The following is an 18,060-nucleotide window of genomic DNA, read 5'->3' on the forward strand; positions in this document are numbered from 1 at the left end:
AAGGTTCTGGGGCGGGTCTTCGGACCCGCCCTTTTCTTTTGTGCTGACATGGTGTTTGTCTCGCTGCAAACCGATTGAGGATCATCATGTCGCTGACAGAGATTTCTACGCGTATCGCCAAGGCCGAAGCCAAATCCGGTCGGACCGCCGGATCGGTGAAACTGATCGCTGTATCCAAGGTGCAGCCGAATGAACGGGTGCAAGCGGTTCTTGAGCAAGGACATCGTTGCTTTGGCGAGAACCGGGTGCAAGAGGCTGCGGGTAAGTGGCCAGCGTTCAAAGACCAGTTCGAGGGGATTGATCTTCATCTGATCGGACCGCTGCAAACCAACAAAGCCCGACAGGCCATGGAACTGTGCGACGCCATCCACTCGGTTGACCGCACCAAGCTGGCGAAGACTCTGGCGCGGTTGGCGCAGGAAATGGGAAGTTGCCCGGACCTGTTCATCCAGGTCAACACAGGCGAAGAAGAGCAGAAAGCCGGTATTCTGCCTGCTGAAGCAGACGGGTTCATCGCTGATTGTCACGCGCTTGATCTGCCGGTTCGCGGCCTGATGTGCATCCCGCCGGTAAATGAAGAACCTTCCTTGCACTTTGCCCTATTGGCCAAGATCGCCGGGCGCAACGGGCTGGCCGGGATGTCTATGGGAATGAGCGGGGATTTCGAGCAGGCGATCGCCTTGGGGGCAACCCATGTCCGTGTCGGGTCTGCCATCTTTGGTGAACGTGTCAAAGCCGAGGGATAATCAGGCGCGTACCGGATGTGACGCGTTCGGCAATCCAGCGCAGGTGGTCGCGGCGAAAGGCGACACAGCCTTCGGTCGGATAGCCGGGTCGGCGCCATTGGTGCAGAAAGATTGCCGATCCTTGGTTGGGCACCGCGTTCGGCCAGTTCCAGTCCGTCAACAGAACCAGATCATACAACGGGTCGGCACGGCGCAAGCGCTCATGGCTAAACGGATAGGGGCTGGTGACCAATTGATTGTACCTGCTATCCGACGAGTCATCTGACCACAGATCCCGGGGGCCAATCGGAATGGCCCAGGGTGCGGGCGCTGAAATCCGATCCGGGCGATACAACATGCCGACGATACAGTGTGTGCCAATTGGCGTCGCACCATCCCCTTCACGTTTCGTCTCGCTCAGCCCACCTTTGCCGATGGAACATGGAAAGTGGCGACCCCGGAACCGAACGCCCTGTGGTGTCAGTACAAGGTCAGTGGGGGTCACAGCAAGTGCCCGGACTTCGCAGCTTTGGTCGCCAGATACCCGCGGTTATGTGCGGTTTCGCCAACCTTCAATGGAACACGCTCAGTCACCGCGATGCCGGTACGTTCCATCATTGCGATCTTGGCCGGATTGTTGGTCAGCAAACGGACCGAGTTGAACCCAAGAGACTTCAAGATGTCTGAGCCCAGACGAAAGTCGCGCTCATCATCTTCGAACCCAAGACGATGGTTTGCCTCGACCGTATCGAACCCCTGATCCTGCAGAAAATATGCGCGCATCTTGTTGGCCAAGCCGATCCCGCGTCCCTCCTGATTGAGGTAAAGCAGAACGCCTGCGCCCTCTGCCCCCATCTGAGCCAATGCGCCGCGCAATTGAGGTCCGCAATCGCATTTCAGGCTGCCCATCAGATCCCCCGTGAAGCACGCCGAATGCAGCCGGGTCAGAACGGGCTTGTCCCGATCCGGGCGTCCGACTTCTATCGCGTAGTGCTCTTCCCCCCCATCCTCGGGGCGAAAAACATGCAGTCGCCCGGCCTCAGAAACCTCCATCGGCAGACGGGCGGCGACGACCTCTTGCAGAGCACTACGTTGAGTCAGATGCGGTGCGGCCATGGTGTGTTCAATGCAGGTCAGCCCATGGGCCGCGGCAAAGGCACGCCCATCGTCCACCGGAACAACGACGACCGCGGGCAGCAACCGGGCGGATTTGGTCAGAGCGATGGCAATGCGATGCAGATTGGCACTGCCATTCCGTTCGGTCATCAATGGCCCCTTCATGGGTGCGTTCAGATCGTCTGAGGGGTCGGCCAGGGCCTGCACCCATGACATGTCAGCATCTGAAGGGATCAGAACGCGCGCCAAATCGCCGTCATAGGCGCGTGCTTTCAGGGTCTCGGCGCGACGTCCGGTAATCGCCACGACGGGCGCGCCACCTAGGCCTCGGACGTCGGCCAGACGCTGAGGGCTCAGCGTTTCCGCGGAAATGGCAAGCACGCTGCCCCCACTGGCATCCACCAGTGCAATGGGTACGCCCATGCGCAGGTCCGCCCGGGCACGGGCCAGAAGTTCTGTGATGTCGGGGATGAGACTCATCTGAGCTAACCTAAAACGTTTCGCCTTTTTCGTAGCGCTTTCCACCTGAAATGTGAAACATTTCCGCCGCGTCTGACACGAAGGCGTGAGACGATTGCAGTAAAGCTTGTTGATTGCATATTCCACACGCAAGTGATGGAAAAGGCTTTGGAGGACCCGGAAATGGCTCAGCTCAAGAAAATCCTGCTGGTGGATGATGACGAGGACCTGCGCGAGGCGCTCAGCGAGCAGTTGGTGATGACCGAGGATTTCGACGTGTTCGAGGCTTCGGACGGGGCATCGGCAATGGAACGCGCTCGCGAGGCGATTTACGACCTCGTGATTCTGGACGTAGGTCTGCCGGACACCGATGGGCGCGAGCTGTGCCGCCTGATGCGCAAGCAAGGTGTCAAAAGCCCGATTCTGATGCTGACAGGTCACGACAGCGACGCCGACACGATCCTGGGTCTGGATGCCGGCGCGAACGACTATGTGTCGAAACCATTCAAATTTCCGGTTCTTCTGGCCCGCATTCGCGCGCAGCTGCGTCAGCACGAGCAATCTGAAGACGCCGTGTTTGTTTTGGGGCCGTATACGTTCAAACCCGCGATGAAGATGCTGATCACCGAAGAAGATCGGAAAATCCGTCTGACCGAGAAAGAAACCAATATTCTCAAGTTCTTGTATCGCTCGGCCGACGGGGTGGTGGCGCGAGATGTGCTGCTGCATGAGGTCTGGGGCTACAATGCCGGGGTGACGACTCATACGCTGGAAACCCATATCTACCGTCTGCGTCAGAAGATTGAGCCTGATCCATCCAATGCACGCCTTTTGGTCACAGAATCGGGCGGATATCGTCTGGTGTCGTGATCTGAGGTAGATTGACTTGGATCAAAGTGATACTCTGTAGTCATCATTAAGGTATTCTCAACCCGCGCATGTCCGGGTCATGACATGCACCTCCCTGTTGGACTGCCGGGCCTGATGGCCCGGCCTTTTTTTGGAACCAGATGTCCGCACAGAAGTCCAAACCGACGCTTGGGTATCGCCAATCGGGAACACCTTTCGAAACTGTCTGTTTTGGTCAGAAATAGCGAAAAAAGAACGGGATGCTGTCCAGAAGAAGCGCAGGTTCGGTGGACTTTGGCTCTATCTCAAAAACTGCCATTCGCCCGACAAACCTGACGGGTTTTTTGATCTTCTCGAGCGCTTCAAACCGTGGGCGCGTTGTCGTCCAGTTCGTGCGAGGATTCAGATAGTCATCGAATACCAGTCGTGCAGGCTTTTTTAGCATAAACATTGCTGCAATCACGCAAGCTGGTCGGTAGATTCCGTCAACGAACACCAAATCGGGTTCTCTGAACTGTTCGTGAGAATAGATTTCAAGCGGATAGCGCCAATAGTTCCGCCATTTCTTGTCTGATTTGGGAATGCCCCATCGCTTGGTCGGTCCAAGATCAACGTGGTGCACTGTTACTTCGCTTTTGCTCTCTGCGTTCTGATCCAGGTATCGACGCAGGTTTTCAGCCCAGCTTTCGTCGGATTCTACCGAGAACACTCTTTTGTTCTCCATCTCAGCACCCATGACCGTCGAGCCGCCGCTTCCGTATTCCAGGATCGTTTCAGCTTTGCGATACGCGTCCCGCAGAAAAGCGGCTTCGGCTTCAGGTAGCGTCAATTCTGGCCGAAATGGCGTCTCGCTCACATTGTCGCGCATTTCACCGCCCTTCAAATCAAAACTGTCCGCCTCTAGGTTTCCACGACGCCCGATGGAATACAATGTTTGTTTCATTGTGGTTTTATTGCTGGGCCAAGACAAAAGTGCGGTTGGCCGCTTTCAATGTCCGTGGAACGTCTCGCCTACCTTTTCTCGTGGCAACCAGCATCGTGCCGCGCTAGGTTCCGCCCAACTGTGACAGAGGAAACCCACATCATGTCCTTCACCCTTGCCACCTGGAACATCAACTCGGTCCGTCTGCGCGAGCCTATCGTACTGAAATTGCTACAGGAAGAGGCACCGGATGTTCTGTGTCTGCAGGAGTGTAAATCTCCGGTCGAAAAGATCCCAACCGAAGGGTTTGCAGAACTGGGATACACCCACATGGTTGCGCGGGGTCAAAAGGGATACAACGGCGTCGCCATCCTGTCGCGCCTGCCGATGGAAGAGGTGGGCGACAAGGATTTTGCCGGTCTCGGCCATGCCCGTCACATCGCAGGGCGGCTGGAAAACGGTGTGACGATCCACAATTTCTATGTCCCGGCGGGCGGCGATGTACCGGATCGGGACGTGAATGAGAAATTCGGGCAAAAGCTCGATTACCTCACCGATATGCGCGACTGGTTCCATGCGGAGAAGCCGGAGAAATCCATTTTGGTCGGCGATTTGAACATCGCCCCGCGCGAGGATGACGTGTGGTCGCACAAGCAACTGCTCAAGGTCGTCTCGCACACGCCGATCGAGGTCGAACAATTGGCTGAAACACAGGATGCCGGTGGTTGGGTCGATATCACCCGTCAGGATATACCCGAGGGTCAGCTTTACAGTTGGTGGTCCTACCGGGCGCGGGATTGGGATGCGGCCGACAAGGGACGGCGGCTGGATCACGTTTGGGCCACGCCGGATATCTCGAATGCAGGGCATTCCAGCCGCATCTTGCGCGACGCGCGTGGATGGGAAAAGCCCAGCGATCATGCACCTGTTTTTGCGAGCTTTGATGTTTGACCTTTAACTCGCCCCTTGGTTTCTGCGCCAAGCGGTTGCATATAGGGCGCAAGTTCGAACCGGAGAGTGAATGCCATGGACCTTCTGAGCGGCGCAGACAGCACACCAGCCACCGATCTGATCAAGGACAGCTCTGAGGCCACGTTTATGGCCGATGTGGTCGAAGCGTCCGAAGAGATACCGATCATCGTCGATTTCTGGGCGCCTTGGTGTGGTCCCTGCAAAACTCTGGGTCCGGCCTTGGAAGAGGCCGTGACCGCCGCCAAGGGCGCGGTGAAGATGGTCAAGATCAATGTGGACGAGGCGCAGATGATCGCGTCGCAACTGCGCATTCAGTCGATCCCGACGGTCTATGCGTTCTTCAAAGGACAGCCCGTAGACGGGTTTCAGGGCGCGCTGCCGGGGTCCGAAATCAAGGCTTTCATCGACCGTGTGATCGAAGCGGCGGGCGGCGAAAGCCCCGGTGGGCAATTGGAAGATGCCGTGCAGGCCGCAGAAGAAATGCTGGCTGAGGGGGCTGCGGTTGATGCGGCACAGACTTTTGCCGCCATTCTGGGCGAAGACCCGAACCATGCGGCAGCCTACGGTGGTCTTGTCCGGGCCCATATTGCGTCAGGCGATCTGGACCAGGCTGAGGCCATCCTGAACGGAGCACCGGCTGAAATCTCTTCTGCGCCCGAACTGGAAGCGGCGCATGCGCAACTTGAGCTGGCAAAGCAAGCTGCAGATGCCGGACCGGTGGCTGAATTGACGGCATCCGTAGAAGCCGAGCCTGACAACCACCAGGCACGTTTTGATCTGGCACAGGCCCTGCACGCGAATGGCGATGTCGAGGAGGCTGTGGCGCAGTTGTTGGAGCTGTTTCGCCGGGATCGCGCGTGGAATGACGATGCGGCCAAGACACAGCTGTTCACAATCTTCGATGCGCTCAAGCCCAATGATCCGATTGTTCTGAACGGGCGGCGCAAACTCAGCTCAATGATATTTGCCTAATTCCTGATCAGAGCTACACTCGGATACATGATGCATCCCGCCGACCTGCCGGATACGGTATCCGTTTTTCCACTACCTGGGGCGCTGTTGCTGCCCCGGTCCCGCTTGCCCTTGCATATCTTCGAGCCGCGTTACCTGCAGATGCTGGATGATGCGCTGAAAACCAAGGAGCGACTGATCGGTATGGTCCAGCCCAACCCATCGGTGAGCAATGAACACAAGCTGCACAAGATCGGTTGCGCAGGCCGGGTGACGCAGTTTTCGGAAACCGAGGATGGTCGATACCTGATCACCCTGACAGGCGTGTCCCGGTTCCGGATCAAGTCCGAATTGGATGCATTTACGCCTTACCGCCGATGCGAAGTATCGTGGGATGGTTTCGATCGCGACCTGGGAAAATCCGAAAAAGATGGCGTGTTTGACCGGAAACGGTTCATGAACCTGCTCGAGCGCTTTTTCGACTCGCGCCAATTGTCGACCGATTGGGATTCGCTGAAGGAAGCGGATGATGAACTTCTGGTGAATTCGCTTTCGATGCTGATGGATTTTGACCCGGAAGACAAACAGGCCCTGCTTGAAGCGCCTTGCTTGCGCACGCGGCGCGAGACCCTGGTGACATTGATCGAATTCGCCCTGCGTGGCGGATCAAACGAGGAAACGCTGCAATGAGCGAAGCCGCACACATCTTTGACCGCCACATGCTTGAGGCACTGATCTGCCCGCAGACGCATACAACTTTGCACTATGATGCGGACAAGCAGGAACTTGTATCAAAAGCAGCGGGTCTGGCATTTCCGATCCGCAACGGTATTCCCGTGATGTTGGTGGATGAGGCGCGACAGCTGGATTAGATCGCGCGTCCTTGCAGCAGTTTTGGCAGGTCTCCGGTCAGCCCGGCCGCTTCGCGCACAAAACCACGCCGCAACCCCGGTAACGACCCAACGATCCCCATGCCAATATCGCGCCCGAATCTAAGCAGCGGATTGTCGTTCGAAAACAGCTTGTTGAACACATCCGTCGCCATCGCGAGTGAGGCCGTATCAAACCGCCGCCACGCCTGATAGCGTTCCAATACCAGGATGGAACCGATGTCCTCGCCACGACGTCCGGCCAGTGTCAGCACCTCGGCCAGCGCACCGACGTCGCGCAGTCCGGCATTCAAGCCCTGCCCGGCAATAGGATGCATCCCGTGCGCCGCGTCCCCAACCAGCGCAAGGCGTTCCGCGACAAAGGAATTGGCGATGGTCAGGTTCAGCGGGTAGGTGAACCGGTCGCCCTGAAGGCTGATATCACCCAGGAAATCCCCGAACCTTGGGCGCAGAACCTGCAGATACTCTGCCTCGGGCAGCGCATTGATACGACGCGCCGTCTCGGTGCGTTCGCTCCAGACGATGGAACTGCGGTTGCCGGTGAGCGGCAGAATAGCCAGCGGACCGGGTGGCATGAAGAACTGATGGGCTACGCCATGATGGGGCAGCTCGTGCGCGATGGCGCAAACGAGGGCGGTTTGGCCATAGTCCCAGCCGCTGCGTTTGATGCCGGCCCGTGCCGCCGTGCCGCTGCGCCGCCCATCGCAGCCGATGACCAGCTGGCCGGCGACTGAGGTGCCGTCATCCAGTGTCAGGGTCACGCCCACCGCATCCGTCTCTTGCGCCACAACGGTCTTGCCGCTGATCTGGGTGATCCGCTTCTCCTCGGTCATCGCATCAAGAAACGCGCGGCGCAGATGGCGATCTTCGACCATGTAACCCATCGGGCCTTCCTCGATCTCGGCATGGTCGAAATGCATGAAAAAGGGCGAAGGGCCCGCACCTGCGTGGCCATCGGTGACTTTGATCTCAAGCATCGGTTGAGCGTGCTCGGTGATCCGGTCCCAGATTCCGATCGCATCCAACAACCGTTTGGACGCCAGTGCCAGCGCATAGGACCGCCCGTCAAAGGCCGCGTTCTTGCGAACCTTCTCCACCAGTGAATCTATCACGCTGACCGTGTGCCCGGTTTGCGCCAAAGCCAGTGCCAGGGCAGGACCGTTCAGGCCGCCGCCAACGATCAGGATATCCGATGTCCGTGTCATGCCCTGCACTATGCGCGCCCTTTCGGGATTGTCCATGTGCGGTCCTGTCGCTACCGTCCGGATCAAGCAGAACCAAGGAGGGGTGTGATGCAGGAGTGGTTGACCATGACGGCCTGTGATCTGGGTCGTGGCATTGGCATGGGGCAGATCGATCCTGTTGAACTGACCGAGACCTATCTGGCCGCCATCGACGCCCATCCACATCGCGATCGCATCTATGCCCGCGTCACACATGCCCGTGCCCGCGCCGAGGCCAAAGCTGCCAAGGACCGCGCGACGTTGAGCCAACGCAGGTCCCTGCTGGATGGCGTTCCGATCAGTTGGAAAGATCTGTTCGATACGGCGGGTATCGGGACCGAGGCGGGCTCGGCCCTGCTGACGGGAAGGGTGCCTGATACAGACGCCGTAATTGTGCGCAATGCCACGGCCTTGGGGGCGGTCTGTCTGGGCAAAACTCATATGAGTGAGCTGGCCTTTTCCGGGCTCGGACTGAACCCGATCACGGGCACACCGCCCTGTATTGATGACGAAGATGCTGTGCCAGGCGGGTCATCCTCGGGCGCTGCGGCTTCGGTCGCGTGGGGGCTGGCAGCTGGCGGCATTGGCTCGGATACCGGAGGGTCCGTGCGTATTCCGTCGGCCTGGAACAATCTGGTAGGGCTGAAAACCACGGCTGGCCGGGTGAGTCTTGAGGGTACGGTGCCCCTGTGTCTGCGGTTTGACACGGTTGGCCCATTGGCCCGGTCGGTCGAAGATGCCGCACATTTGCTGGCGCTGCTGGAAGGTGGGACGCCCGCTGATCTGCGGGGGGCTTCCGTCAGGGGGCGCCGTTTTGCGGACCTGCAGAATGTGGCAAAGGATGATCTGCGAGAGACACCACGCAAGGCCTATGAAGATGCCTTGCAACGCCTGTCTGACGCAGGGGCCGAGGTTGTCCCGCTTGACGTGCCGGAGCTGAACGAGGCGATGGCGCTTTCGGGTGTGCTTTATACGACCGAAGCCTATGGCTTGTGGAAGGACGTCATCGAAGCCAACCCGGATGCGATGTACCCCGAAATTCTGGAACGGTTTCGCGCGGGCAGGGACGTAGCCGGGGCGGACTATGTGGCGGCGTGGTCCAAGCTCAAGGCCTGTCGCGCTGCGTGGGATGCGGCAACGGCCGGGTTTGACGCGGTACTGGCCCCCACCGCGCCCATCCTGCCGCCCAATCTGGACCGGCTGATGAGCGATCACGACTACTACGTAACCGAGAATCTGCTGGCCCTTCGCAACACCCGCATTGGCAACCTGATGGGGCTGGCAGCCCTGACCCTGCCGACCGGGACCCCCGGCTGCGGGGTGATGATGCTGGGCTATCCGGGCTCGGAAGAGGCTCTGTTGCGGCTTGGATCAGCGGCAGAAACCGCGTTGGCGTGAATGCCACAATCCCCTGATTCGACGTCTCTTTGTCTGGACGAGGCGGGATCTGATCTGTAATCTGCCAAAAAAACGGGGCGAAAATGATCCCGACATTGAGGCAGTAGTTATGAATTTTCCCGAGCGGTTTTCGAACCTACCGGAATATGCATTCCCGCGTCTGCGTACCCTGCTGGATCATCACCAGCCGGGCGGAGAGGTCATTCACATGACCATCGGCGCGCCAATGCATGACTTTCCTGCCTGGGTCACAGATGTCATTGCCGAAAATGCTGCCGGATTTCAGGGCTATCCGCCAAATGAAGGCTCGCCCGGGTTGCGCGGGGCAATCACCGACTGGATCAAGCGTCGCTATGGTGTGCCGATGGACCCCGACACCAATGTGATGGCCCTGAACGGCACCCGAGAGGGGCTGTACAATGCCGCGATGGCGCTGTGTCCCGAACAGAAGAACGGTCAAACGCCGGTCGTTTTGTGCCCGAACCCCTTCTATCAGGTCTATATGGTCGCCTCGCTCTCGGTCGCAGCAGAACCTGTGTTTGTACCCGCGACCGCGGCGACCGGCCATTTGCCCGACTATGCCGGTTTGCCCGAGGATGTGCTGAACCGGACCGCCATTGCCTATATCTGCTCTCCGGCCAATCCACAGGGGGCGGTGGCGTCGCGCGACTATTGGGCCGAGTTGATTGCTTTGGCCGAGAGATACGATTTCCGCATCTTCGCGGATGAATGCTATTCCGAGATTTACCGGGACGAAGCCCCCACAGGTGTCCTGACCGTCGCACAGCAGGTTGGGGCCGATCCTGAACGCATCACGTTGTTCAATTCCCTTTCGAAACGGTCCAATCTGGCGGGTCTGCGTTCCGGTCTGATCGCGGGCGGGGCTGATACCATCAAACGGGTCAAACAATTGCGCAACTATGCCGGTGCGCCTTTGCCGCTGCCCCTGCAAGCCGCTGCCGCCAAGGTTTGGGCCGACGAAGCGCATGTGGTCCAGAACCGCGCTCTGTATCAGGATAAATACGCAATGGCCGATGAGGTTTTCGCAAATGTGCAGGGCTACATGCCGCCCGAGGCCGGGTTCTTTCTGTGGCTACCCGTGGAAAACGGTGAGGAAACCGCATTGAAGCTGTGGCAGGAGACCGGCGTGCGGGTCTTGCCGGGCGCTTATCTTTCTCAAGGCGATCCGGGGCTAAACCCGGGCGAGCATTTTATCCGGGCCGCGATGGTGGCCCCAAAAACAGAGTTGCAGCGCGGGCTTATCACGCTCCGAGACTGCATCTATTCGTGAGGTACGAGGGCAAAATGGCATCATTGAACGCGCGCAACCGCGATCCGCTGCTGGACAGCACCACTCAGGCCGCGATCGAGCGGCGTAGCAAGGAACTGATCGGGATCGCCCTGATACTGCTGGGCTTTGCGGCTGCGGCGATGATCTGGTCCTACACGCCGGATGACCCGAACTGGATGGTCTCGACCGACGCGCCGGTGCAGAACTGGATGGGTCGGATCGGTGCCTCGATCGCCGCGCCGCTTTTCATGATCGTAGGGTGGGGCAGCTTGGGCGTCGCGCTGGTTTTGATCGCCTGGGGTGTCCGGTTCGCTGGTCATTTTGGCGAAGACCGAGCAGTCGCCCGTCTGATCTTTGCCCCGATCTGGATTGCGATTGTCTCGGTCTATGCCGCGACTTTGTTGCCCGGAGAAGAATGGCGCGCGACCCACAGCTATGGGTTGGGCGGCCTGTTCGGTGACACGGTGATGGGAGCGTTGTTGACCCTGCTGCCGATTTCCTCACATTTTCTGGTCAAGCTGATGTCGCTGGCCATGGCCGTTGGGATGATTGCGCTGGGCATCTTTGTACTGGGATTCACCAGGGTCGATGTGCGGCGTGGCATGCGGGCTTTCCTGCTGGGTCTGGTGATGTCTTACGACCTGCTGATGAATGTGCTTGGCCGCGGCGCTTCGGCAACCGCTCAGGCAGCGCGGGATCGACGGGTTCAGTGGAAAGAACACCGCGCCGCCCGCGTTGAGCCTGTGGTGCAGGACGATTTCGGCTTTGGTGATCCTGTCTTTGAAGAACTGGACGAGGCAGTGCCCGAACCTGCTCCGAAAACCGGTCTGTTGGCCCGAATGCCTGCCCTGATCCGTCGCCCGGACCCGATGCCAGAGCCCGAGTTGATTGAACCCATGGCCGTAGAGGGCTTTGACGAGATGCCGGGCGAGGATCGTATCCGCTCGAAAATCTCGGCGGCGGTACGCAACCGCAAGGTCGCAACGGGCGAGGTGACACCAGAACCCGATCCGAACCTGCCGCTGACCAAAGGTCGAGGGCGGGGGCCGGATCCTTTGATTCTGAACGCAGGATCCGCGGACGAGCTGCCGCCCGAACCGCCAATGACCTCAGCTGCGCTGCCGCCGGAACCGATGCTGACAGCCAATCCTGCGCCTGACTGGCAACAGCCTCTGCATCAGGATTTTGCACCCGAACCGGATTTCGAAGACGAGGCGGTGTTTGAAGATGAGGCCGACGCCTATGCGCAATCCCGCCCGGCGATGAAAATTCCGGTGGCGGAACCGCGCAAGCCGGTTGTCGCGCAACCCGTGCGCCGTACACCGCCGCCCTCGCGTCGGGCGCAGGCCGAGGCGCAGCCCGCGTTGTCGTTTGAAGAAAAACATGCCGATTTCGAACTGCCGCCGCTGGGTCTGCTGTCCAATCCGTCAAAAATTCAGCGCCATCACCTGAGCGACGAGGCTTTGGAAGAAAACGCGCGGATGCTGGAAAACGTGCTGGATGATTACGGCGTCAAGGGTGAGATCGTCAGCGTCCGCCCCGGCCCGGTCGTCACCATGTACGAACTTGAGCCCGCTCCGGGTTTGAAAGCCAGCCGCGTGATCGGTCTGGCCGATGATATCGCACGCTCGATGTCGGCCCTGTCGGCGCGGGTTTCGACCCTGCCGGGCCGCTCGGTCATCGGGATCGAACTGCCCAATGAAAACCGCGAAATGGTGGTACTGCGCGAAATCCTCTCCAGCCGTGACTTTGGGGACGGCAATCAGGCGTTGCCGCTGGCGCTGGGCAAGGATATCGGCGGTGAATCCGTTGTGGCTAACCTGGCCAAGATGCCCCATCTGCTGATCGCGGGGACCACCGGTTCCGGTAAGTCGGTGGCGATCAACACGATGATCCTGTCGTTGCTGTACAAGCTGACGCCGGATGAATGCCGCCTGATCATGATCGATCCCAAGATGTTGGAACTGTCGGTTTATGACGGCATTCCGCATCTGCTGTCGCCCGTTGTGACCGACCCGAAAAAGGCGGTTGTCGCCCTGAAATGGGTCGTGGGCGAGATGGAGGATCGCTATCGCAAGATGTCCAAGATGGGCGTGCGTAACATCGCGGGCTATAACGGCCGGGTGAAGGACGCGCTGGCCAAGGGCGAGATGTTCAGCCGCACGGTCCAGACCGGGTTTGACGACGAAACCGGCGAGCCCATGTTCGAGACCGAAGAATTCGCACCCGAAGCGATGCCCTATATCGTCGTCATCGTCGATGAGATGGCCGACCTGATGATGGTCGCCGGCAAAGAGATTGAGGCCTGCATCCAGCGTCTGGCACAGATGGCGCGGGCCTCGGGCATTCACCTGATCATGGCCACACAGCGCCCCTCGGTCGATGTGATCACCGGCACGATCAAGGCGAACTTCCCGACCCGGATTTCCTTCCAGGTGACCTCGAAAGTCGACAGCCGGACCATTCTGGGCGAAATGGGCGCCGAGCAGCTGCTGGGGCAGGGTGACATGCTCTATATGGCGGGTGGCGCCAAGATTACCCGCTGCCACGGCCCGTTTGTTTCGGATGAAGAGGTCGAGGAAATCGTCAACCACCTGAAACAATTCGGCCCGCCGGATTACATGAGCGGTGTGGTTGATGGCCCGGCCGAAGAAAAGGCTGACAATATCGATGCGGTTCTGGGTCTTAGCACCGGCGGCAATACCAACGGAGAAGATGCGCTCTACGATCAGGCGGTGGCGATTGTGATCAAGGATCGCAAATGCTCGACCTCGTATATCCAGCGGAAACTTGCCATCGGGTACAACAAAGCGGCTCGACTGGTTGAGCAGATGGAGGATGAAGGCGTTGTTTCGGCTGCAAATCACGTCGGCAAACGCGAAATCCTGGTCCCCGAGCAATAGGATATTTAATAACAAGGGCAGAGCGCTTATCTGGGTCTCATGAAACAGATTGCTTTTGCCCTTGCACTGACACTGGCCGCACCTGCCGCATGGGCGGACAAGCTGCCGCTGTCGGAAATATCAAACTACCTGAACCAGATGAAAACGGTTCAGACGAGCTTTACCCAGGTCAATGACGACGGCTCGCTGAGTACCGGCAAGCTTTGGATTCAGAGGCCGGGCAAGATGCGGTTTGAATATGATCCGCCAAACAGCGCTGTGGTTCTGGCACGCGCGGGCAGCGTCATGATCTTTGACCCGAAGTCGAACCAACCGCCCGAGCAGTACCCGCTGAAACGGACGCCTTTGTCTTTGGTTCTGGCGCGCAATGTCAATCTTGGTCAGGCCAATATGGTCGTCAGTCACGACTTTGATGGCACGGCAACTGTTGTCACGGCTCAGGACCCCAAAAACCCCGAGTCAGGACGGATCGAGTTGATGTTCACGGACAATCCCGTCGAACTGAGGAAATGGGTGATCCATGACAATGCAGGCACCCAGACGACCGTTCTATTGGGCGCGCTGACCGAAGGCGGGGCCCTCGATCAGGATCTGTTCTCGAAAAGCGGGTCACGCAACCGCTGACCCGTTGAGGTCAGTACCGACAGCTTGCCAATTGCGCCTGGTACAGGTCGGCCCGCGCGTCCACGTCGCTTGCCACGTTCAGCAGCCAGGACTTCTGGTTGTAGCTGCCGCGGGCAAAACCGGTGTGCCCTTCGTGATAGGCCAGATACTGATTGCGGGTGTCTGTCGGATGGATGCCATTGCGCTCATAGCTTTTGTTCATGTACCAGCCGATAAAGTCAGACGCGTCGCGGATACGGTCCCGCTTGGCGCGGCGCTTGCCGGTTTCGCGCTGGTACTCATCCCACGTGCCGTCCAATGCCTGGCTATAACCATAGGCGCTGCTTTGTCGTCCCATCGGGATCACGCCCAGCACGTAGCGATGCGGTGTGCGCGCATCATGGCGATAGCGGCTTTCCTGATAGATCGTCGCCATCTGAACGTGGACGGGAACACCCCATTTCCGCTCGGTGCTTATGAAGGCCTTGATATAGTCGGGACGTTCGCGCGCAATACTGCACGCGTCATTCAATCTGCTGGGTGGCTGTTTGGAGCCACCCCCACAGGATGCCAGAAGCAGCACCCCGAAGAGTACGAAAAGAATTCTGCTCATGTGCCTCGTGCCTTTTTTCGGGCATTCTAGCGCAGATTGAGCGCTGAGGAAATCACAATCGCTACAGAACCAATGCCAAAACAAGGGGTAACGCTGCGACAGACAGCAGGGTCGAGACCATGACCATCCCCGCAACGGCATCCGCGTCGGCCTTGAAACGCTCTGCCAGCAGATAAGAGGTGACGGCGACAGGGGTACACATTTGCAAAACCAGAACGCCAAAGGCGATGGCCTCAAGGTCGAACGCGACGGCAATCACCCAGCCGAGCGCGAAGCAAACCACGAGTTTCAGCACTGACAGCCAGACGGCCTGACCCAAACTACGGGTAGTCAGGCGTGCGATGGCCACGCCGACCGTTACAAGCATCATCGGAACGGCCATTTGCCCCAGCAAATCCAGTGTATTGGTCAGAAACAGCGGCGTCTGCCAGCCTCGCCACAGAAACAACGCGCCCAATATGGTCGCCCAGACCATGGGTTGGCGGATGACCTGACCAAAGGCGCCTTTGCCGGCGACAAGGTAGATGCCGTATGTGAATGAAAACAAAGCCGTCACAGCCAGAAAGATCACGGCATAGCCCAGGCCCGCCTGACCAAAGGCGAAAATACACAAAGGTAGGCCCAGGTTACCGGTATTGCCGAAAATCAGGGGAGAAAGATAGGTTCGCTGTTCCAGCTTCAAAACGCGAACGATGATCCAGAACACCACCGCCAAACCCAAATTGGCGACAATGGTGGCCGCGGTAAATCGCGACAGGTCCCCGCCGGGAATCTCGGTCTGCATCAGGGCAACAAAGATCAGGCTGGGCACCGCCAAGGTCATGGCGAACCGGGTGACAAACTGCAGGCGGTACTCGAAACCAAGCTTGACCCATGCAAAGCCAATTCCCGCCAGAATGAAGACGGGCGCCACGATTTCGAACACTGTCAGCAAGAGGTTCACAGACTGTTTCCTTGAATTTCACATCAATGATTGGCTTTTCCACCCGGAAAGAGGTAGTAACTTCTTTGGGGGCTGAAACAATGCTAAAGACACACGCCAAATACGGCCTGGGACAAGTTGTGAAACATAAAAAGCATCCCTTTCGAGGGGTGATTTTCGATGTGGATCCAGAGTTTTCGAACACCGAAGAATGGTACGAAGCCATCCCCGAAGACAGCCGCCCAATCAAGGATCAACCGTTCTACCACCTGTTGGCCGAAAACGACCAATCCTTTTATGTGGCTTATGTTTCAGAGCAAAACCTGATCGAAGATCAATCGGGCGAGCCGGTCGAACATCCCGATATCCCCAATATGTTCGGACCGTTCGAGGATGGCTCCTACCCGCTGCATTTCCACCTGAACTGAAATCTGGTTGGTCCGCCAATCCGTCAGTACCCCAGCGCGCAACCATCCTTACGAGGGTCACTGGCGCCCTCCAGACTCCCGCTGCTGAGGATTCGGATTGCCTGTGCCCCTCCGAGTGGCGTTTCTGGAGTTTCTACAGTGTGACCGATTTCGCGCAATTGTCTCGCCACTTGCTCGGAATACCCGCGTTCAAGCTTTAGGATGCCGCCATCGGCGAAGGCGCGGGGGGCGTTTATAGCCTCCTGCAAATCCATCCCAAAATCCGTCAGGTTCGAGACAAACCGTGCATGCCCTGTTGGTTGGTACGCTCCGCCCATGACGCCAAATGGCATCAGAATGCGGCCCTTGTCCTGCAACATCCCGGGAATGATCGTGTGCATCGGTCGCTTTCCCCCGCCAAGCTCATTCGGGTGCCCGGTGTCGAGTGTAAACCCCGCCCCCCGATTTTGCAGGAGAATCCCGTATTTCTCCGAGCAGATGCCTGAGCCGAAACTGTGGAAGATCGAATAGATCAGGGAAACCGCCATTCGATCGCGGTCAACAACGGTAATGTAAACTGTGTCCTTGTGGATCGCCTCGGTCACAGGCAAAGCCGCTGCCATTGACCGTTTGGGATCAATCAGCGCGGCAAGGTTTTCTGCAAGGCTGGGATCAAGGAACCGGTTCGCGCGCGCAGTATGGTCCGGGTCGGCGATAAATCGGTTGCGGACGTCATAGGCCAGTTTGGTTGCTTCGGCTTCGATATGCACCCGCTCGGTGCCCAAGGGATCCATACGCGCCAAATCAAAATGCTTCAGGATGTTCAGCAATAGGATCGCAGTTGCGCCCTGACCGTTTGGTGGATGCTCGACCAAATCCACCCCTTTATAGCTGCCACGCATCGGCTCGGCTGGTGTGCATCGGGTCGCTTCAAAGTCCTCTGTGGTATGAACACCGCCAACCTGTGACAGGGCGGCCAGCATGTCCTGTGCAATCTCATCCTTGTAAAAGGCGTCGCGACCGCGTTTGGCGATCTGACGCAAAACCTCCGCTTGACCCGGCGAGCGGAAGACCTGACCCACTTGGGGAACTTCACCGTCAATCAGATAATGCCGTTTGGCGGCACCTTGCAGCGTCGCGGCGGCGTTGCGCCAGTCAAATGCCACACGGGGCGCGACCGGTACGCCTTGTTCCGCGTAGTGGATTGCCGGTTGCACAATGGCGTCGAGGCCCAAACGCCCCTCAGTCTCGGACAGAAAACAGAACGCATCTACCGCCCCGGGAATTGTAACAGAATCGGGGCTGTTCAAGGGGATTGCGGTCAGCCCCCTGGCGCGCAAAGTGTCGGCATTCGCCTTTGCCGGAGCGCGCCCCGATCCGTTCAGTGCATGAATGCGGTTCTCCCCCGCGCGGTTGTACAGAACAAAGCAATCGCCCCCCAGCCCGGTCATTTGCGGCTCGCAAATACCCAGCAGGATCGCCCCGGCGATGGCTGCATCCATCGCGTTACCGCCCCGTTCCAACATGTCGATGGCCACTTTTGCGGCAAGAGGATGCGACGTTGCGCACATCCCATTGCTGGCCAGGACTTCGGATCGGCCCGGCTGGTGTAAATCTCGCATATCAGACCCTTCTCTCACAACGAGGCGAAGGTATCGCGCAGGCGAAGTTTGTCCAGTTTTTCAAGGGGAGAGTTCCTCGGCGCCGTTCACTGGGTGGGGGCTGTGACACTTGGCGCCGAGGGAAGCTATCTGAGCTACAAGCCCATTTATGGCGGCCGTTTGCGGCGACGCAATGGTTCGAAAAAGGCCTTATT

18 protein-coding genes are annotated in these 18,060 nt (G+C 58.6%); 11 read left to right on the forward strand and 7 right to left on the reverse strand.

The annotated features are described in order from the left end of the window. Window positions 1-86 precede the first annotated feature (86 nt). Entirely contained in the window at window positions 87-746 is a 660-nt protein-coding gene (locus ACR0L4_RS06120) for a YggS family pyridoxal phosphate-dependent enzyme (RefSeq protein WP_480511396.1), read from the forward strand. On the opposite strand, the gene ACR0L4_RS06125 is transcribed toward ACR0L4_RS06120, so the two are convergent. Both ACR0L4_RS06125 and ribA read right to left on the reverse strand, forming a co-directional pair. Next, the gene (locus tag ACR0L4_RS06125; protein WP_480511398.1) at window positions 730-1,230 is read right to left on the reverse strand and encodes a L,D-transpeptidase family protein; all 501 of its coding nucleotides are present in this window, start codon (window positions 1,228-1,230) and stop codon (window positions 730-732) included. The two genes, ACR0L4_RS06120 and ACR0L4_RS06125, sit on opposite strands and share 17 nt — an antisense overlap. Further along, window positions 1,227-2,321: a GTP cyclohydrolase II gene (gene ribA / locus ACR0L4_RS06130; RefSeq protein ID WP_480511400.1), complete on the reverse strand. Its 1,095-nt coding sequence runs from the start codon at window positions 2,319-2,321 to the stop codon at window positions 1,227-1,229. Before ribA ends, ACR0L4_RS06125 begins: the two co-directional genes overlap by 4 nt. 162 nt (window positions 2,322-2,483) lie before the next feature. Between ribA and ACR0L4_RS06135 the strand changes: the two genes are divergently transcribed. Further along, window positions 2,484-3,170, forward strand: a complete 687-nt coding sequence (locus ACR0L4_RS06135; protein WP_170750269.1) for a response regulator transcription factor — start codon at window positions 2,484-2,486, stop codon at window positions 3,168-3,170. A 214-nt stretch (window positions 3,171-3,384) separates the two neighbouring features. On the opposite strand, the gene ACR0L4_RS06140 is transcribed toward ACR0L4_RS06135, so the two are convergent. Beyond that, complete coding sequence (locus ACR0L4_RS06140; protein WP_480511402.1) at window positions 3,385-4,092, reverse strand: O-methyltransferase; 708 nt, start codon at window positions 4,090-4,092, stop codon at window positions 3,385-3,387. Window positions 4,093-4,233: 141 nt separating this feature from the next. Here ACR0L4_RS06140 and ACR0L4_RS06145 point away from each other — a divergent pair, with 141 nt between their 5' ends. The 4 genes from ACR0L4_RS06145 to ACR0L4_RS06160 all read left to right on the forward strand — a co-directional run bounded on the left by ACR0L4_RS06145 (window position 4,234) and on the right by ACR0L4_RS06160 (window position 6,866). Further along, window positions 4,234-5,022 carry an exodeoxyribonuclease III gene (locus ACR0L4_RS06145; RefSeq protein WP_170750100.1) on the forward strand — a complete coding sequence of 263 codons (789 nt, stop codon included), beginning with the start codon at window positions 4,234-4,236 and terminating at the stop codon, window positions 5,020-5,022. A gap of 75 nt (window positions 5,023-5,097) precedes the next feature. Next, window positions 5,098-6,015 (forward strand): tetratricopeptide repeat protein, encoded by a 918-nt coding sequence (locus ACR0L4_RS06150; RefSeq protein ID WP_480511404.1) that lies wholly within the window; start codon window positions 5,098-5,100, stop codon window positions 6,013-6,015. A gap of 27 nt (window positions 6,016-6,042) precedes the next feature. After that, a complete protein-coding gene (locus ACR0L4_RS06155; protein WP_170750098.1) occupies window positions 6,043-6,684 on the forward strand; it encodes an LON peptidase substrate-binding domain-containing protein in 642 nt (213 codons plus the stop codon). Continuing rightward, window positions 6,681-6,866, forward strand: a complete 186-nt coding sequence (locus ACR0L4_RS06160; RefSeq protein ID WP_170750097.1) for a Trm112 family protein — start codon at window positions 6,681-6,683, stop codon at window positions 6,864-6,866. Before ACR0L4_RS06155 ends, ACR0L4_RS06160 begins: the two co-directional genes overlap by 4 nt. Here ACR0L4_RS06160 and ACR0L4_RS06165 read toward each other — a convergent pair. After that, window positions 6,863-8,125, reverse strand: a complete 1,263-nt coding sequence (locus ACR0L4_RS06165) for an FAD-dependent monooxygenase (RefSeq protein WP_480511407.1) — start codon at window positions 8,123-8,125, stop codon at window positions 6,863-6,865. The two genes, ACR0L4_RS06160 and ACR0L4_RS06165, sit on opposite strands and share 4 nt — an antisense overlap. Window positions 8,126-8,176: 51 nt before the next feature. On the opposite strand from ACR0L4_RS06165, the gene ACR0L4_RS06170 reads away from it, so the two are divergent. From ACR0L4_RS06170 to ACR0L4_RS06185, 4 genes are all read left to right on the forward strand, one after another. Beyond that, window positions 8,177-9,505 carry an amidase gene (locus ACR0L4_RS06170; RefSeq protein WP_480511409.1) on the forward strand — a complete coding sequence of 443 codons (1,329 nt, stop codon included), beginning with the start codon at window positions 8,177-8,179 and terminating at the stop codon, window positions 9,503-9,505. Between the two features lie 109 nt (window positions 9,506-9,614). Next, window positions 9,615-10,796 (forward strand): aminotransferase class I/II-fold pyridoxal phosphate-dependent enzyme, encoded by a 1,182-nt coding sequence (locus tag ACR0L4_RS06175; RefSeq protein WP_480511411.1) that lies wholly within the window; start codon window positions 9,615-9,617, stop codon window positions 10,794-10,796. Between the two features lie 14 nt (window positions 10,797-10,810). Beyond that, complete coding sequence (locus tag ACR0L4_RS06180) at window positions 10,811-13,699, forward strand: DNA translocase FtsK (protein WP_480511413.1); 2,889 nt, start codon at window positions 10,811-10,813, stop codon at window positions 13,697-13,699. A gap of 39 nt (window positions 13,700-13,738) precedes the next feature. After that, a complete protein-coding gene (locus ACR0L4_RS06185; RefSeq protein WP_480511415.1) occupies window positions 13,739-14,323 on the forward strand; it encodes a LolA family protein in 585 nt (194 codons plus the stop codon). A 10-nt stretch (window positions 14,324-14,333) separates the two neighbouring features. On the opposite strand, the gene ACR0L4_RS06190 is transcribed toward ACR0L4_RS06185, so the two are convergent. Both ACR0L4_RS06190 and ACR0L4_RS06195 read right to left on the reverse strand, forming a co-directional pair. After that, window positions 14,334-14,915 (reverse strand): transglycosylase SLT domain-containing protein, encoded by a 582-nt coding sequence (locus ACR0L4_RS06190; RefSeq protein ID WP_480511417.1) that lies wholly within the window; start codon window positions 14,913-14,915, stop codon window positions 14,334-14,336. Between the two features lie 61 nt (window positions 14,916-14,976). Further along, a complete protein-coding gene (locus tag ACR0L4_RS06195) occupies window positions 14,977-15,858 on the reverse strand; it encodes an AEC family transporter (protein ID WP_480511419.1) in 882 nt (293 codons plus the stop codon). Between the two features lie 80 nt (window positions 15,859-15,938). Between ACR0L4_RS06195 and hspQ the strand changes: the two genes are divergently transcribed. Next, the gene (gene hspQ / locus ACR0L4_RS06200) at window positions 15,939-16,265 is read left to right on the forward strand and encodes a heat shock protein HspQ (protein ID WP_170750089.1); all 327 of its coding nucleotides are present in this window, start codon (window positions 15,939-15,941) and stop codon (window positions 16,263-16,265) included. A gap of 23 nt (window positions 16,266-16,288) precedes the next feature. On the opposite strand, the gene ACR0L4_RS06205 is transcribed toward hspQ, so the two are convergent. Next, complete coding sequence (locus ACR0L4_RS06205) at window positions 16,289-17,866, reverse strand: gamma-glutamyltransferase family protein (protein WP_480511421.1); 1,578 nt, start codon at window positions 17,864-17,866, stop codon at window positions 16,289-16,291. Window positions 17,867-18,060 lie beyond the last annotated feature (194 nt).

Source organism: Ruegeria sp. AB5 (assembly GCF_056542645.1).

Bases quoted from the DNA above. Each gene is read 5' to 3' on its own strand.
- ACR0L4_RS06140 (WP_480511402.1), bottom strand. From the start codon at position 4,092: ATGAAACAAACATTGTATTCCATCGGGCGTCGTGGAAACCTAGAGGCG.
- ACR0L4_RS06150 (WP_480511404.1), top strand. From the start codon at position 5,098: ATGGACCTTCTGAGCGGCGCAGACAGCACACCAGCCACCGATCTGATC.
- hspQ (WP_170750089.1), top strand. From the start codon at position 15,939: ATGCTAAAGACACACGCCAAATACGGCCTGGGACAAGTTGTGAAACAT.
- ACR0L4_RS06145 (WP_170750100.1), top strand. From the start codon at position 4,234: ATGTCCTTCACCCTTGCCACCTGGAACATCAACTCGGTCCGTCTGCGC.
- ACR0L4_RS06120 (WP_480511396.1), top strand. From the start codon at position 87: ATGTCGCTGACAGAGATTTCTACGCGTATCGCCAAGGCCGAAGCCAAA.
- ACR0L4_RS06160 (WP_170750097.1), top strand. From the start codon at position 6,681: ATGAGCGAAGCCGCACACATCTTTGACCGCCACATGCTTGAGGCACTG.
- ACR0L4_RS06185 (WP_480511415.1), top strand. From the start codon at position 13,739: ATGAAACAGATTGCTTTTGCCCTTGCACTGACACTGGCCGCACCTGCC.
- ACR0L4_RS06165 (WP_480511407.1), bottom strand. From the start codon at position 8,125: ATGGACAATCCCGAAAGGGCGCGCATAGTGCAGGGCATGACACGGACA.
- ACR0L4_RS06155 (WP_170750098.1), top strand. From the start codon at position 6,043: ATGATGCATCCCGCCGACCTGCCGGATACGGTATCCGTTTTTCCACTA.
- ACR0L4_RS06135 (WP_170750269.1), top strand. From the start codon at position 2,484: ATGGCTCAGCTCAAGAAAATCCTGCTGGTGGATGATGACGAGGACCTG.
- ACR0L4_RS06180 (WP_480511413.1), top strand. From the start codon at position 10,811: ATGGCATCATTGAACGCGCGCAACCGCGATCCGCTGCTGGACAGCACC.
- ACR0L4_RS06175 (WP_480511411.1), top strand. From the start codon at position 9,615: ATGAATTTTCCCGAGCGGTTTTCGAACCTACCGGAATATGCATTCCCG.
- ACR0L4_RS06205 (WP_480511421.1), bottom strand. From the start codon at position 17,866: ATGCGAGATTTACACCAGCCGGGCCGATCCGAAGTCCTGGCCAGCAAT.
- ACR0L4_RS06190 (WP_480511417.1), bottom strand. From the start codon at position 14,915: ATGAGCAGAATTCTTTTCGTACTCTTCGGGGTGCTGCTTCTGGCATCC.
- ACR0L4_RS06170 (WP_480511409.1), top strand. From the start codon at position 8,177: ATGCAGGAGTGGTTGACCATGACGGCCTGTGATCTGGGTCGTGGCATT.
- ribA (WP_480511400.1), bottom strand. From the start codon at position 2,321: ATGAGTCTCATCCCCGACATCACAGAACTTCTGGCCCGTGCCCGGGCG.